This is a genomic window from Sphingobium sp. GW821-FHT02B05 (genome assembly GCF_059421905.1).
The window spans coordinates 226,153-239,639 of sequence record NZ_JBWKVW010000002.1 but is presented as its reverse complement, the minus strand read 5'-3'; the positions used below and the strand labels follow the sequence as shown (position 1 = coordinate 239,639).

The following is a 13,487-nucleotide window of genomic DNA, read 5'->3' as shown; positions in this document are numbered from 1 at the left end:
GCATCTTCGTGGGCATCCCCACCTATGACCGGCCGCATCTGGTGCGGGACGCGGTGGAGAGCCTGCGCGCGCAGAGCCTGCGCGATTTTCGCGCGGTGGTGAGCGACAATGCCTCGCCCGATAGCGCGGGGGATGCGGTGCGTGCCTATGTGGAGGGGCTGCGTGATCCGCGTATCCGCTTCGTGCAGCAGGCGGAGAATGGCGGAGAATATGGGCAGGGCCGCTATCTGTTCGGAGCGGCGGGAGCAGCTGAATATTTCTGCATCCTGCATGACGACGACCTGTTGTCGCCGCACTATCTGCAACGGGCTCTCGCCGCGCTGGACAGGGCACCAGACGCGGCGCTGTTCGTCGCCAACCCGTGGCTGATGGATGTGGACGGCAAGCCGTCGCGAGGGATGACCGCCGCCTATCATCGCGACCATGGCCGGACGCGGCGCAAAGTCGGGCCATTCCCGATCCTCGACACGCATATGCGCAGCGGCTTCACGCCGATTTCCGGCACGGTCTTGCGAACGGAGGCGCTGATCCGGTCCGGCTTCGTCGATGCCGACTGCCATGGCAATTTCCCGTTCGAGCTGAACATCTTCACCCGCCTGGGCGATATCGGCGCGACCGGATGGTTCGATCCGGCGACGTTGATCGGCTTTCGCTACCATGCCGGGCAGTTGCGCAACACGCTGGGCCTGATGGCCAATCCCCAGGTCGTCGGCACGATGCTGCGCATATTGGAGCGGCGCCATTATGTCGGTGCACCCGAACGCCGGCGCCGGGCGATCGTCGCCCGGCTGCATCGCGCGCAGGCACAGATGCGGCTGGACGACGGCGATGCCGCCGCTGCACGCGCCGCGCTGGCGCAGGCTTGCGCCGCCAACCCGCTATCGCCGCATGCCTGGGCGATGCGGGCGCGGCTTGCCGTGTCGGGAGGAGCGGAATGATCGCGCGTCGCACCAGCCTGATCACCGCGCTGCTTCTGCTTATCCCCATCTTGCTGGGCGCCTGTTCCACCAGCCTGACCGCGCCACAGAGCATCACCGCCGCGCCGGACGTGATCCGCTCCACCGGCCGCTATGAACGGGCCTATCTGATCGGTCCCGGCGACCAGTTGGAGATCGTCGTGGACCGCATGCCAGAATTGTCGCGCAGCGCGACCGTGCGGGCCGACGGCATGGTGACGCTGCCCCGATCGGGCGACATCGCCGTCGCCGGCCTGACGCCGATAGCCGCGGCGGTGGCAGTGCGCGAGCGGCTGCTGACGCGGGTGCGCGATCCGCAGGTAAGCGTCGCCGTGGCCAATCCGCGCGAACCCAAAGTCTTCGTCGCGGGCGAGGTCAACCGGCCCGGCCCGGTCCCGCTGCGCGACGCGCCCACGGCTGCGCAGGCGCTGATTATAGCGGGCGACGCGGGCAAGGGCGCGGCGCTTTCCAACATCGCGCTCGTCCGGTTGGGCGAGGACGGGCGCCTGACCGCCCATATAGTGCGCAGCGGCGGGCGCGGCCATGCGGGCATGTTGCTGGCGCTCCAGAATGTGCCGTTGCAACCGGACGACATCATTGTCGTGCAGGAAAGCGGCGGCGCGCGCTTCGCCCGCTTCCTCCAGACCTATGTGAATGCGCCGCTGGGTGGCCTCAGCCAATTGATGGCGCCCTATGTCCAGTTGCGCCTGCTGCAGGAGATCGACCGATGACCGGCCTTCCCGAAGCCGTGCCCTATCGTCCGGAAGCCGACAATTTCGACCTGCGCCGCGCGGGGCAGGTAGTCGGGTTCGCAATCGCCGTTCATCGCCGGTTGATCCTGGCGATCGCGGCGCTCACGGTGGCACTGGTCGGCCTCTACATCCTTGTCTGGCCGCCGGTCTATTCGGCCAGCGTCACCTTGTCAGCCATGTCCGACGATGATCGCCAGCGCGAGAGCTTCTACGACGACTGGGCCGTATTCCGTCGCAATGCGCTGAAGGACGAGATGATCCTGGCCACGTCCGGCCCGGTGCTGAAGCAGGTGATCGCCGACCAGCGGCTCGGCTATGGCGACGTCTATCATCCGCCGCTGCGATATCTGACATGGCTGTGGACCCAAAGCTGGCCGGGGCGCGCATGGCGGGGACTTAAGGACCTGCTCTTCCCGCGGACGCCGTCCCGCTATGTGCCGAGCGCGCAAGAGGTGGATCGCGCCCGCACGCTGGACGATTTTCGCACCGGCGTCGCCATGGTGCAGATACCCGACAGCCACATCGCGCTGCTGACGGTGCGCGGCCCCTCCCCCCGGGTGGCGGAGATCGCCGATGCCGTAGCGACGACCTATATCGCCCAGCGCCGCGCCCGCTTCGCCGATGAAGCACGGCAGGCGCACGCCGCCTTGCAGGCGGAGGCCGATCGCGCCCGCGCCGACCTGCGCCTGCTCGAAGTGCGAATGGAGCGCTATTATACCCAGAATGACATGCTGCTGATGTTCGAGAAGGACAAGGTCGAGATCGGCCAGTTCCTGAGCCAGCAGGCGGAACTGGACGGCAAGCGCACCACCATCGCCGCCACGCAGAGCGAATTGGCGACCGTCACCGCCCAACTGGCGCGCGAGCCGAAGGATGTTCTCGCCAGCCGATTGGTGCAGGATAATCCTGTCGCCGCCCAGTTGAAGCAGGAACAGGCGAAGCTGGTCGCCGCGCGGGACGCGCTGCTGGTCCGATACCTGCCGAATTCACCCGATGTGCGCGACATGGACGATCAGATCGCGGCGATCGGTCGCCAACTGGCTGGGCAGCCCCAGCGCGGCGTGCAGCAGAGCAATATCGCCCGCAACGGCGGCTATGATGCGCTGCGCGCGCGGCAGGCGGCGTTGCAGGCGCAACTGGCCGGCGACCGGGCGGGTCTTGCCACCCTGTCGGCGGAGGTCGGCGCCCGCCGCACAGCGATTGATCGCATTCCGCAAAAGATGAAGGACAGCCATGACCTGGGCCGCGCCCATGACATGCTGGAGAAGACCTATCTGGCATTGCAGGACAAGCTGATGACGGCGGCGGTGACGGCGGCCACGGCCCAGTCCGCGCCGTCCACGATCCAGATCGTCGAGGGCGCGGCGCTGCCCGACAAGCCGGACGCACCGCAGACCAAATTGCTGTTGATCGCTTCGGTCATCATGGGCCTTGGCGCGGGCGTGGTCGCGGCCGTGCTGATCGACCTCATCCAGGATCGCGCCACCCGCTTCCGCCTGACCCAGCCGGACGCGCCCTTCCCGCTGATCGCCATCGTGGGACAGGATCGGGCCTATGTCCGCCGCCTGTTCGATCTTCCTTCCATCTCCAATGAACAAGGAGGCACAAGCACATGAAATATCACATTCTCAGCGCCACCCGGTCGCTCGGCCTGCTGCCGATGTTCGATCGCATGGCCTTCCTGCGCAAGCGGGCGGTGACGGCGCGCAGCAATCGTGCCTTCACCGCTCGCCATCCCGATTTCGCCGTACCGCCGCCCGATTTGGCCTTCGACGCCTACAATAAAGTCGATTGGGCCGATTATCATGACCTGGGCATCGTCCATGCCGGGCTGTTCGCGCGGTTGATCCGGGAGCGCATGCCCCATGCGTCCGCCTTGCGCGTGCTGGAATGGGGATGTGGCCCGGGTCGGTTGATCCGCCACATGCCAGCCTTGCTGGCGGACCGGACGCCGCACATCATCGGGACCGATTATAATGCGGCCACGATCGATTGGTGTCGCGCCCATCTGCCCGGTATAGACTTCGCGCTGAACGGGCTGGCGCCGCCCTTGCCGCTGCCGGACAATAGTGTCGATGCGGTCTATAATTTTTCCGTCTTCACCCATTTGTCGACACAGATGCACAGGGACTGGACCGCTGAGCTCCACCGCGTTCTGCGCCCCGGTGGGCTCATGATCGCGACCACCCATGGGGATCATTATCGCTATCTGCTGACGCGGCGAGAGGAAGCGGACGCCTATGCGCGCGGGGAACTCGTCACCCAAAGCCATTTTGCCGAGGGGAAGAAATGGTATTTTGCCATTCATCCGCCCGTCTGGGTTCGCAATCACCTACTCGCCGCGTTCGACCGGGTGGAGCAGATACGCCCCGGTCCGAAGGCTCGAATGACGCAGGATATCTGGATCGGGTACAAGCCCCATGGCTGATCCCGCCCGACCCGCCCGGCCCCTGCGCGTCGCCATCATCGGCGATCGTGGCATTCCCGCCCGCTATAGCGGCTTTTCCACCTTGGTCGAGGAACTGGCCACGGGGCTGGTCCGCGATCATGGCATGGACGTCACCGTCTATTGCCGTACCCATTATTATGAGGCGCGCCCGCCGGTCTGGAAGGGCGTGCGATGCCGATACCTGCCCGCGCCGGGCGGCAAGAGTTTCGAGAGTATCGTACACAGCAACCTGGCGATATGGGATGCGGCCTTGGCCGGTTTCGACATCGTCTTCGTGGTCGATCCGGGCAATGGGCCGTTCGTCCTGCCGCTGCGCGCACGCGGCATGGCGGTGCTGATTCACACCGATGGTCTGGGATGGCAAAGACGCAAATGGAACAGGTTGCAGCGCACTTATTACAGATGGTCTGAACGGGTGAGTGCCTGGGCCGCCGACTGGCTGGTGACGGATTCGCGCGCGATGCAGGATTATTATGCCCGCGAATATGCTGCCGCCTCTACCTACATCCCCTATTCCGGCGCGGTGGGCGACCCGCCCGATGCAGCCATGCTCGACCGCTATGGCGTCACGCCCGGCGACTATTATCTGGTCGTCGCGCGGATGGAGCCGGAGAATAATGTCGATCATATCATTCGGGAATATCGCGCTTCGGGCGTCAGGAAGCCGCTGATCGTCGTCGGATCGGTCCCCTATGACAGCGCCTATGCCCGCGCCGTGGCGGCCGAGCATGACGGACAGGTGCGGTGCGTCGGCGGAGTGTTCGAATCCGCCGCGCTCAATGCCCTATATCGCCATTGCGCCGCCTATTTGCATGGGCATGAAGTCGGCGGCACCAACCCCAGCCTGCTGCGGGCCATGCACTGGGGTGCGCCCTGCGTGCCCGTCGACGTCGTGTTTCACCGGGAAAATGTCGGCGCTCAAGCGCCCTATTTCCGCAAGGATAGCGGCCATCTCGCGGCGATCCTGCGCGCGCTCGATACCGATCCGCAGCATCGCGCGGCGCTCGGTCGGGCGGCGCAGGCGCATGCGGCCGCGACCTTCCGATGGGACGCCGTGGTTGCGGCCTATGCTGACCTTTTCCACCATCTGGTCGATGCCAAGGCGGCGGGCCGACGCCCCGATGCCGCTTCGATCGGCGAACCCTACCGCCCCGACCTGTTCGCACCCGCGCAGGTGGCATGAAGATCCTGCATGTCTTCAACCGCCATCGCCATGGCGGCGGAGCCGACAACGCATGGGACGCAACCATCGCCCTGTCGCGACGGCGCGGATTGGATATCGATATTTTCGAAAAGGATAGCCGCCATCTTTCAAATGGACTGTCAGGCAAGATGACGGCTTTTACCCAAGGTCTCTATCCCGTCGCCACGCTGCGAGATTTTGCCGCACGGCTGGAGCGGGAGCGGCCGGACATCGTGCATAGCCATGAACTCTATCCGCTGATCACCCCGTGGCTTTTCCCGCTCTGTGCGCGCGCCGGGGTGCCAGTGGTCCATAGCTGCTATGATTTCCGTATCACCTGCCCGATCGCCATCCATCATGATGGCGCCGCCGTCTGCACCCGCTGCGCCGATCGGGGCGCGCATCAGGGGCTGGTGCGCAATTGCCGCAACAACCTGCCCGAAAGCGCCGCCTTCGCGTTGCGCCATGCGGTGGCACAGCGGCGAAACCTCTATGCCCATGTCAGTCGCTTCATCGTGCTGACTAACTTCAGTCGCGATTGGCTGCATCGCCATGCTGCGATCCCGATTGACCGGATCAGCGTCAATGAATGCGCCATTCCCGCCGCGTCCAACCCGGTCGATCCGGCGACCGGCCGCTATTTCGCCTTTGCCGGCCGCTTCGTGCCGGAAAAGGGGTTGGACGTCCTGATTGCGGCCGCGCAATTATCTGGCCTGCCCATCCATGTCGCAGGACCCGCCGGCAGTGATCCCGCACCGCTATTGGCACGGGGGGTGCCGGTGACGATCACCGATGGCCCCGCTTCGCTGGCCGCCGTCTATCGCGGCGCGCGGGCGCTGGTGGTCCCCAGCCTCTGGTTCGAGACCTTCGCGATCGTCGCGGCCGAGGCCATGGCGCAGGGGGTGCCGGTCATCGCCTCACGCATTGGCGCGTTGCAGGACACGGTGCGCGAAGGCGCGACCGGCTTGCATTTCGTGCCCGGCGACGCCCCCGACCTAGCCCGACAGATGCGTCGGCTGTGGGACGATCCGGCGCTGTGTCGCCAATTGGGCGCGGCGGGCCATGCCGACGTATGCGCCCGCTTCAATGAGGACGCGCATTTCGGCCGACTGGTCGCCACTTACGAAGCCGCGCTCAGAGCGCCGGCATCACCATTGCCCGACATTCGCCAAAGCCGATCGACATGAAGCCCGGTGCCCAAGCGCGCGCGCGCAGGATGATCTCGTCGCCATCCTCCAGGAAGGTGCGGCTTTCGCCATCGGGCAATGCGACGGGCTCCTTGCCCCCCGCCGACAGTTCGATCAGGCTGCCATGGCCCGACCGGTCCGACGCGGAGATGGTGCCGCTGCCCAGCAGATCGCCGGGATTGAGGTTGCAGCCATTGGACGCATGATGGGTGACGATCTGCTGCACGGTCCAGTACATGTTGCTGGCCGGGCCGCTGCTCAGCCGGAACGGCGCATCGCCCCGCGCACGCATCGCTTCGGTCAGGATCAGCACCTCCAGCATCAGGCCCAGCGCGCCATGCGCCTGATCGTCGGCGTCCGACAGATAGGGCAAAGGCGCCGGATCATCCGCCGGGCGGGGCGGCTGTGCTAGGCGGAAGGGTGCCATCGCCTCGCTCGTCACCACCCATGGGGAAATGGTCGACTGGAAGCTTTTGGACAGGAACGGGCCGAGCGGCTGATATTCCCAGGCCTGGAAATCGCGCGCAGACCAGTCGTTGAGCAAGCAGAAGCCAGCGACATGGTCCGCCGCCTGCGCGATCGGGATGGGCGTGCCCAAAGCGTTGCCGGCGCCGATCCACACGCCCAGCTCCAACTCATAATCCAGCCGGGCGGACGGGCCGACAAGGGGGGCGTCGGCTTCAGGCGGCTTGCGCTGCCCCACCGGCCGGCGGAGCGCCACGCCCGACGGACGGATCGAGGAGGCCCGGCCATGATAGCCGATCGGCACATATTTATAATTGGGGAGAAGCGGATTGTCCGGTCGGAATTGCCGCCCGATATTGGTGGCATGGTGGATGCCGACATAGAAGTCGCTATAGTCGCCGATATGCGCGGGCAGATGCAGGGCGCAGCCAGCGGTATCGTGGAGCATGGGCGTCAGGCGATCCGCATGGGCAGGATCGGACAGGAGATCGCTCAACACGTGCCGCAACGCACGCCGGTCGGCGACGGACAGCGCCATCAACCCATTGAGCGTTCCTGCCGTGCAGAGCGGCGCGATCGAAGCGGACAGCAGGCCGGCTGTGGAGCACGCGAGCAGGTCCAATACCCGGTCGCCGATGGCGACGCCGATGCGTGCCTCTCCGCCGGCCGGAGAAAACACGCCATAGGGCAGGTTCTGGATCGGGAAGTCGGCATGGCCGTTGGCGCTTTCCACCCAACTGGTGCGGGCGGGATCATGCGTATCGTCGGTGGTCCACCAGTTCATGCCGCGCCCCCGGCGGCCGGCAGTTGGGCCTTGCGAAAACCCGCCCAGCATGCGTCATAATCGCCTTGTAACAAAGGCGTTTTCATCGCCCACTCTGTCGGCGCGAACGGCAATCGGCTTTCGAACATGAAGGCCATCGTTTCCTCTATCTTGTGCGGTCGCAAAGCCGCTGCGACGGCCCGGTCATGGCTGGCGACATCCGGGCCATGGGCGGACATCATGTTGTGCAGGCTGGCCCCGCCCGGCGCAAAGCCGCCCGCCTTGGCATCATATTGGCCGGTGATGAGGCCCATGAATTCGCTCATGATATTGCGGTGGAACCAGGGTGGCCGAAACGTGTCCTCCGCCACCATCCAGCGCGGCGGGAAGATGACGAAGTCGATATTGGCGGTGCCGGCGCTGTCGCTGGGCGACGTCAGCACGGTGAAGATGGAGGGGTCGGGATGGTCGAAACTGACTGTGCCGATCGTGTTGAACCGCGTTAGATCATAGCGATAGGGTACGACATTGCCATGCCATGCGACTACATCGAACGGGCTGTGGGCCAGCTTGCTCGACCATAGCTGCCCCTGATATTTCTGCACCAGTTCATGCGCGCCCTCCCCATCCTCATGGGCTGCGACCGGCGCCTCGAAATCGCGGACATTGGCCAGGCCATTGGCGCCGATCGGCCCAAGGTCCGGCAGGCGGAACGGGACGCCGTGATTTTCGCAGACATAGCCGCGCGCATCATCGTCCAGCAGTTCGACGCGGAAGCGCACCCCGCGCGGGATCAGTATGATCTGGAGCGGGGCAACCGGCAGCACGCCCATTTCGGTGACGATCCTTAACCGGCCCTGTTGTGGCACGATCAGCCATTCGCCGTCCGGGCTGAAAAAGGCGCGATCGACCATGGAACGCGTCGCGGCGTAAAGATGGACGCTGCACCCGACACCCGCCGCGACGTCGCCATTGACCGCATAGGTGACGAGGCCGTCGATGAAATCGACGGGCGCGGTCGGCAGCTCCAGAGGATTCCAGCGCATACGGTTGGGCGATGCGACGGCGTCCGGGTCGGGCGCGCTGCGCAGCAAACTCGCTTTGGCATAGGGCAGGAAAGGGGCGTGCATGGCACTGGGCCGCATGCGATAGAGCCAGCTGCGCCGATTGTCTGCGCGCGGCACGGTAAAGGCGGTCGCGGACAGTTGTTCGGCATACAGGCCATAGGGCACGCGCTGCGGCGAATTGCGCCCGACCGGCAGCGCGCCGGCCACCGCCTCGCTCGCATGATGGTTGCCGAAGCCGGTCAGCATCGACGGTTCGGTCATCTGCTTCATCCTCACCTCATGCATCGACGCTGATGACGCCCCGCCGGATCTGGTCCAGCTCTATGCTTTCGAACAGGGCCTGGAAATTGCCGTTGCCAAAGCCCTCATTGCCCTTGCGCTGAATGATTTCGAAGAAGATGGGACCGAACATATTTTCGGTAAAGATTTGCAGCAATATGCCTTCCTCCTCGACATCGCCGTCGATCAGGATGCGGTTCTTCCTGAGGCGCGCCAGATCCTCGGCATGGCCCGGCACGCGCTTGTCGACCAGTTCATAATAGGTCTCGATCGTGTCCTGGAGCCGTACGCCGCGCGCCCGCAATTTTTCGACCGTATCGTAAATATTGTCGGTGGTCAGCGCCAGATGCTGGATACCCTCGCCATGATAGTCGCGGATGAACTCCTCGATCTGGCTCTTGTCGTCCTGGCTTTCGTTGAGCGGGATACGGATCGCCTTGTCCGGCGCGATCATCGCCTGACTGGTCAGGCCCGTCGCCTTCCCCTTGATATCAAAGAATTTCTGCTCTTCGAAACCGAAGAGAGTGCGGTAGAATTCGCTCCATACCCGCATCTGTCCACGCCGGACATTGTGGGTCAGATGGTCGAGCAGGTCGAGGCCGACGCTGTTTTCGGCGGCTTTCTCCTGCCAGCCGGGAAATTCGGCCCAGTCGGCATAGGGATCGCCTGTCGCAGGCATGAAATAGAGATAGGCGCCGCCGATGCCTTCGATCACCATGTCGTCCTCCGCCGTGGCCTTGCCGCCATTGGCCAGCGCCCATGCGAGCGCGGCTTTGGGGTCGGCGACGCGAAAGGCCATCGCGCTGGCCGAGGGGCCATGGACGCCGCGAAATTCCGCCACGCGCCCGGCATCGTCGCGGTTCAGCATCAGGTTGATCCGCCCCTGCCGATAGCGGGTAATATTCTTGCGCGGGTGGCGGTGGCTGGCGACGAAGCCCAACTGTTCGAACTGCGCCGCCATCGCTTCGGGATCGGGCGAGGTGAATTCGACGAATTCGAAGCCGTTGAGGCCCAGCGGATTGGTGTCGGTGGTCATAGGGCGTCCTCTTCCTTTTTCTTGTTCGCATAGGCCTGACTTCCGCAGGTAAAGACGCGGTCGCTCGGCAATATGATGTCAGTGTCGAGATCGGGCAGGCCGTCCAGTTGCGCATAGAGCGGCGCGAAATCGGTCTCCGCAGTCACCCGCAAAAGCTGCTCGAAACTGTCGATGACAAAATAGCTCTGCTGATAATCGTCGATGCGATAGCGGGTGCGCATCAGCCGGTTGAGGTCGAAGCCGAGGCGATTGGGCGACGGATCATCCAGCGCAAATTCGGATTCGCCATGGGAGGAGACGATGCCCGCGCCATAGAGTTTCAGCCCATCATCCTGCCGGATCAGGCCGAATTCGACGGTGTACCAATAGAGCCGCGCCAGCCGTTCGATCGACCCCAGCGCATGGGCACGCAGGCCCCCTTCCCCATAGGCCTGCATATAATCGGCGAAGACCGGGTTGGCGAGCAGCGGCACATGGCCGAAGACGTCGTGAAAGACGTCCGGCTCCTCCAGATAGTCGATCTGTTCGGGCTTGCGGATGAAGCGGCCGGCGACGAAACGGCGATTGGCCAGATGCTCGAAGAACAGCCGGTCGGGCACCAGCCCCGGCACCGCAACCACCTGCCACCCGGTCCGCTGCATCAGCCGGTCGGACAGTTCGGCAAAGTCGGGGATGCCCGGCCGGGTCATCCGCAATATGTCCAGCCCCTCCAGAAATTCGGGCACCGCGCGGCGGGCCAGCATCTGCGTCTGGCGCACGAAGAGGCGATCCCACATCGCATGGTCCTGCGCGGTATAGGCCGCCCAGTCCTGCGGGATGGTCCAATCCTCTCCAGCGCCCAGTGGGGCGATCATTTGTGTTTGCGCCATAGACTCATCATGCCATGCAAAACCGGAAATTACGTTTCATTCTTGCCGAATTTACGTCTATAAACGATTATTATTGATCATATATAGGTGAAATGTGAAACAAGATGGTCAGATTGACGAGGTGGACCGGCGTATCCTTTCGGCGCTCCAGGCCGATGCCGGCCTCAGCCATCAGGATCTGGCCGAGCGGGTCGGCGCGTCCAGTGCGTCCTGCTGGCGTCGGATCAAGGCGCTGGAGACGGCGGGCATATTGACCCGAACCGTTCGGCTGGTCGACCCGGCGCAGGTCGGGCGCGGCGTCAATGTGCTGTGCAACATCCGCATGCGCAGCCACGCCCGCGAAGCCCGCGCCGCCTTCGAACATTTCGTCGATGGTCGGCCGGAGATTGTCGAATGTTTTTCCATGTCCGGGGAATGGGACTATCTGATCCGGGTGGTCGTGGCTGATGTGGAGGATTACAACCGCTTCCTGATGCAGACGCTGCTAGGCCATCCCTCGGTCGCGGGCGCGGCGTCGCATTTCGCCTTGTCGATGACGAAATATACGACGGCCATCCCTTTATAGGATGCGTATCGGAGAAGATTGCGGTCTGGACCGTTCGATCTTTTCAGCCTGCGAGGCCGTAAAATGCGCGCGCAGCCCCTTCGAACAGGCGAGCAAGGCCAGCGGTGTCGAGATCGCCCGCGAGCGCAAGCGCGTCATCGATCCAATCGCTGTACCGGTCGCCCATTTGCAGCAGGACCGGCCAATCACTTCCCCACATCGTACGATCGCCGAAATGCGCCATGATATGGGCGATATAGGGGGCCAGCGCATCGGGCGATTGCCCCGGCGCCTGTTCGCAGCGCAGGCCCGACAATTTGCACCAGATGTTCGGGAAGCGGGCGAGCGCAGCGATATCTTCGCGCCAGGGATCGAGCCGTCCTTCGGCTGCGAAGGGCTTGGCGCCATGGTCGATCACGATCGGCAGGTCCGGCCAGCGTGCCGCAAGCTGGCCGATCGCGGGCAAATGGCGGGGCTGGATCAAGGCATCGAAGCGCAGTCCATGCGCGATCATCGCGGCGATCGCCGGGACGCAGGCGTCGCGCAATATCCACGCGCTATCCTCCATCGCCTGCAACATCGGGCGCAGGCCGACGCATTTGGGATGGCGTGCCAACTGAGCGATCCGTGCGGGCGCGCCAGCCTCGTCCAGCGCAACCCAGCCGACAACCGCCAGGACCGATGGGTCTTCCGCGACCAGATCCAGCATCCAGTCGGTATCGCGATCGTCGGGCTGCGATTGCACCAGCACGGTGCCTGTCAGGTCCAGCCCGTCCGTCGCCAGGCGCAGGTCGGCCGGCAGGAAGTCGCGGTGGATCAGCGGCAAGCTGGCGTCGGGCCAGGCTTGTCCCGGCCCCCCTATGCGCCAATAATGATGATGCGAATCCAGGATGCGCGGCCGTGCCGGGCGATGCTCATCCATATCTCACTCTCCTGCCAGCTTATCTTGCGCCACTCCGTGCATATAGGGCATGGCAAGGATGGTAGCGCAATCATTTACGCTCGTTTGTCAAAATTATCAGGAAGGACGTCAGATATGAAATTATGCCGTATCGGGGATGCCGGCCGGGAACGCCCTGCCTTGGTCGATGCTGACGGCCATATCCGCGATCTTTCCGCCCATGTCGCGGATATCGATGCCGCGGCGATCAGTGCCGAGGGCCTCGCGCGGCTGGCATCCATCGACCCGGCGAGCCTGCCACTGATCGAAGGTCCGGTCCGTTATGGTCCGCCCGTCGCCGGGACGCGCCAGTTCGTCGCCATCGGCCTCAACTATGCCGATCATGCCGCCGAATCGAACCTGCCGATTCCGGCGGAACCGGTCGTATTCAACAAATGGGTCAGCTGTATCCAGGGCCCGAACGATCCGGTCACGATTCCGGCGGGATCGCAAAAGACCGACTGGGAAGTCGAATTGGGCGTCATTATCGGCAGCACCGTCAATAATGTCAGCGAAGCCGACGCCCTCTCGCATGTCGCGGGCTATTGCGTTGTGGACGATGTGTCCGAGCGCGCATGGCAGACCGAGCGCGGCGCGACATGGGACAAGGGCAAGGGCTTCCCGACCTTCGGCCCGGTCGGTCCGTGGCTCGTCACCGCAGACGAAGTGGGCGATCCGCAGGCGCTGTCCATGTGGCTGGACGTCAACGGAGAGCGCAAGCAGGACGGCAGTACCAAAACGATGATCTTCACCGTCGCGCAGATTGTGGCCTATGTCAGCCAGTTCATGACGTTGTTGCCCGGCGACATCATCACCACCGGCACGCCTCCGGGCGTGGGTCTGGGTCAGAAGCCCGAACCCTGGTATTTGAAGGCCGGCGATGTCGTCAGCCTTGGCATCGAAAAGCTGGGCGAGCAGACGCATTCCTTCGTGTGATTATATGCGCGCCGGCATTCACTGTCCGTCAGGGGCTGATCGCCGGCGTGATCCTCCATCT

At 64.3% G+C, this 13,487-nt stretch carries 13 protein-coding genes; 8 read left to right on the top strand and 5 right to left on the bottom strand.

The features are described from left to right. Nucleotides 1-8 precede the first annotated feature (8 nt). Genes AC07UX_RS10895 through AC07UX_RS10870 form a run of 6 tightly spaced genes read left to right on the top strand, consistent with a single transcriptional unit; the run spans nt 9 to nt 6,527 of the window. Nucleotides 9-938 (top strand): glycosyltransferase family 2 protein, encoded by a 930-nt coding sequence (locus AC07UX_RS10895; protein WP_495192018.1) that lies wholly within the window; start codon nt 9-11, stop codon nt 936-938. Beyond that, entirely contained in the window at nt 935-1,687 is a 753-nt protein-coding gene (locus AC07UX_RS10890; RefSeq protein ID WP_495192017.1) for a polysaccharide biosynthesis/export family protein, read from the top strand. Before AC07UX_RS10895 ends, AC07UX_RS10890 begins: the two co-directional genes overlap by 4 nt. Beyond that, nucleotides 1,684-3,324 (top strand): GumC family protein, encoded by a 1,641-nt coding sequence (locus AC07UX_RS10885; RefSeq protein WP_495192016.1) that lies wholly within the window; start codon nt 1,684-1,686, stop codon nt 3,322-3,324. The genes AC07UX_RS10890 and AC07UX_RS10885 overlap by 4 nt, the downstream gene beginning before the upstream one ends. Next, nucleotides 3,321-4,136 carry a class I SAM-dependent methyltransferase gene (locus tag AC07UX_RS10880; protein WP_495192015.1) on the top strand — a complete coding sequence of 272 codons (816 nt, stop codon included), beginning with the start codon at nt 3,321-3,323 and terminating at the stop codon, nt 4,134-4,136. Before AC07UX_RS10885 ends, AC07UX_RS10880 begins: the two co-directional genes overlap by 4 nt. Next, the gene (locus AC07UX_RS10875; RefSeq protein WP_495192014.1) at nt 4,129-5,340 is read left to right on the top strand and encodes a DUF1972 domain-containing protein; all 1,212 of its coding nucleotides are present in this window, start codon (nt 4,129-4,131) and stop codon (nt 5,338-5,340) included. The genes AC07UX_RS10880 and AC07UX_RS10875 overlap by 8 nt, the downstream gene beginning before the upstream one ends. Beyond that, the gene (locus tag AC07UX_RS10870) at nt 5,337-6,527 is read left to right on the top strand and encodes a glycosyltransferase family 4 protein (RefSeq protein WP_495192013.1); all 1,191 of its coding nucleotides are present in this window, start codon (nt 5,337-5,339) and stop codon (nt 6,525-6,527) included. Before AC07UX_RS10875 ends, AC07UX_RS10870 begins: the two co-directional genes overlap by 4 nt. Here the strand turns inward: AC07UX_RS10870 and fahA are convergent. From fahA to phhA, 4 genes are read right to left on the bottom strand one after another with little or no spacing between them, the layout of a single operon-like run. Then, entirely contained in the window at nt 6,475-7,776 is a 1,302-nt protein-coding gene (gene fahA, locus AC07UX_RS10865; RefSeq protein WP_495192012.1) for a fumarylacetoacetase, read from the bottom strand. The two genes, AC07UX_RS10870 and fahA, sit on opposite strands and share 53 nt — an antisense overlap. Continuing rightward, nucleotides 7,773-9,083, bottom strand: coding sequence for a homogentisate 1,2-dioxygenase (hmgA, locus tag AC07UX_RS10860; RefSeq protein WP_495192011.1), 1,311 nt, complete (start codon nt 9,081-9,083; stop codon nt 7,773-7,775). The genes fahA and hmgA overlap by 4 nt, the downstream gene beginning before the upstream one ends. Nucleotides 9,084-9,099: 16 nt before the next feature. After that, nucleotides 9,100-10,137: a 4-hydroxyphenylpyruvate dioxygenase gene (gene hppD / locus AC07UX_RS10855; RefSeq protein ID WP_495192010.1), complete on the bottom strand. Its 1,038-nt coding sequence runs from the start codon at nt 10,135-10,137 to the stop codon at nt 9,100-9,102. Beyond that, nucleotides 10,134-11,006 carry a phenylalanine 4-monooxygenase gene (phhA, locus tag AC07UX_RS10850; protein WP_495192009.1) on the bottom strand — a complete coding sequence of 291 codons (873 nt, stop codon included), beginning with the start codon at nt 11,004-11,006 and terminating at the stop codon, nt 10,134-10,136. Before phhA ends, hppD begins: the two co-directional genes overlap by 4 nt. A gap of 94 nt (nt 11,007-11,100) precedes the next feature. Here phhA and AC07UX_RS10845 point away from each other — a divergent pair, with 94 nt between their 5' ends. Beyond that, a complete protein-coding gene (locus AC07UX_RS10845) occupies nt 11,101-11,571 on the top strand; it encodes an Lrp/AsnC family transcriptional regulator (protein WP_495192008.1) in 471 nt (156 codons plus the stop codon). Nucleotides 11,572-11,614: 43 nt separating this feature from the next. Here the strand turns inward: AC07UX_RS10845 and AC07UX_RS10840 are convergent, their stop codons facing one another. Continuing rightward, nucleotides 11,615-12,472: an amidohydrolase family protein gene (locus tag AC07UX_RS10840; RefSeq protein WP_495192007.1), complete on the bottom strand. Its 858-nt coding sequence runs from the start codon at nt 12,470-12,472 to the stop codon at nt 11,615-11,617. A gap of 114 nt (nt 12,473-12,586) precedes the next feature. Between AC07UX_RS10840 and AC07UX_RS10835 the strand changes: the two genes are divergently transcribed. Further along, on the top strand, nt 12,587-13,426 hold the full coding sequence (locus AC07UX_RS10835; RefSeq protein ID WP_495192006.1) for a fumarylacetoacetate hydrolase family protein: 840 nt from the start codon (nt 12,587-12,589) through the stop codon (nt 13,424-13,426). Nucleotides 13,427-13,487 lie beyond the last annotated feature (61 nt).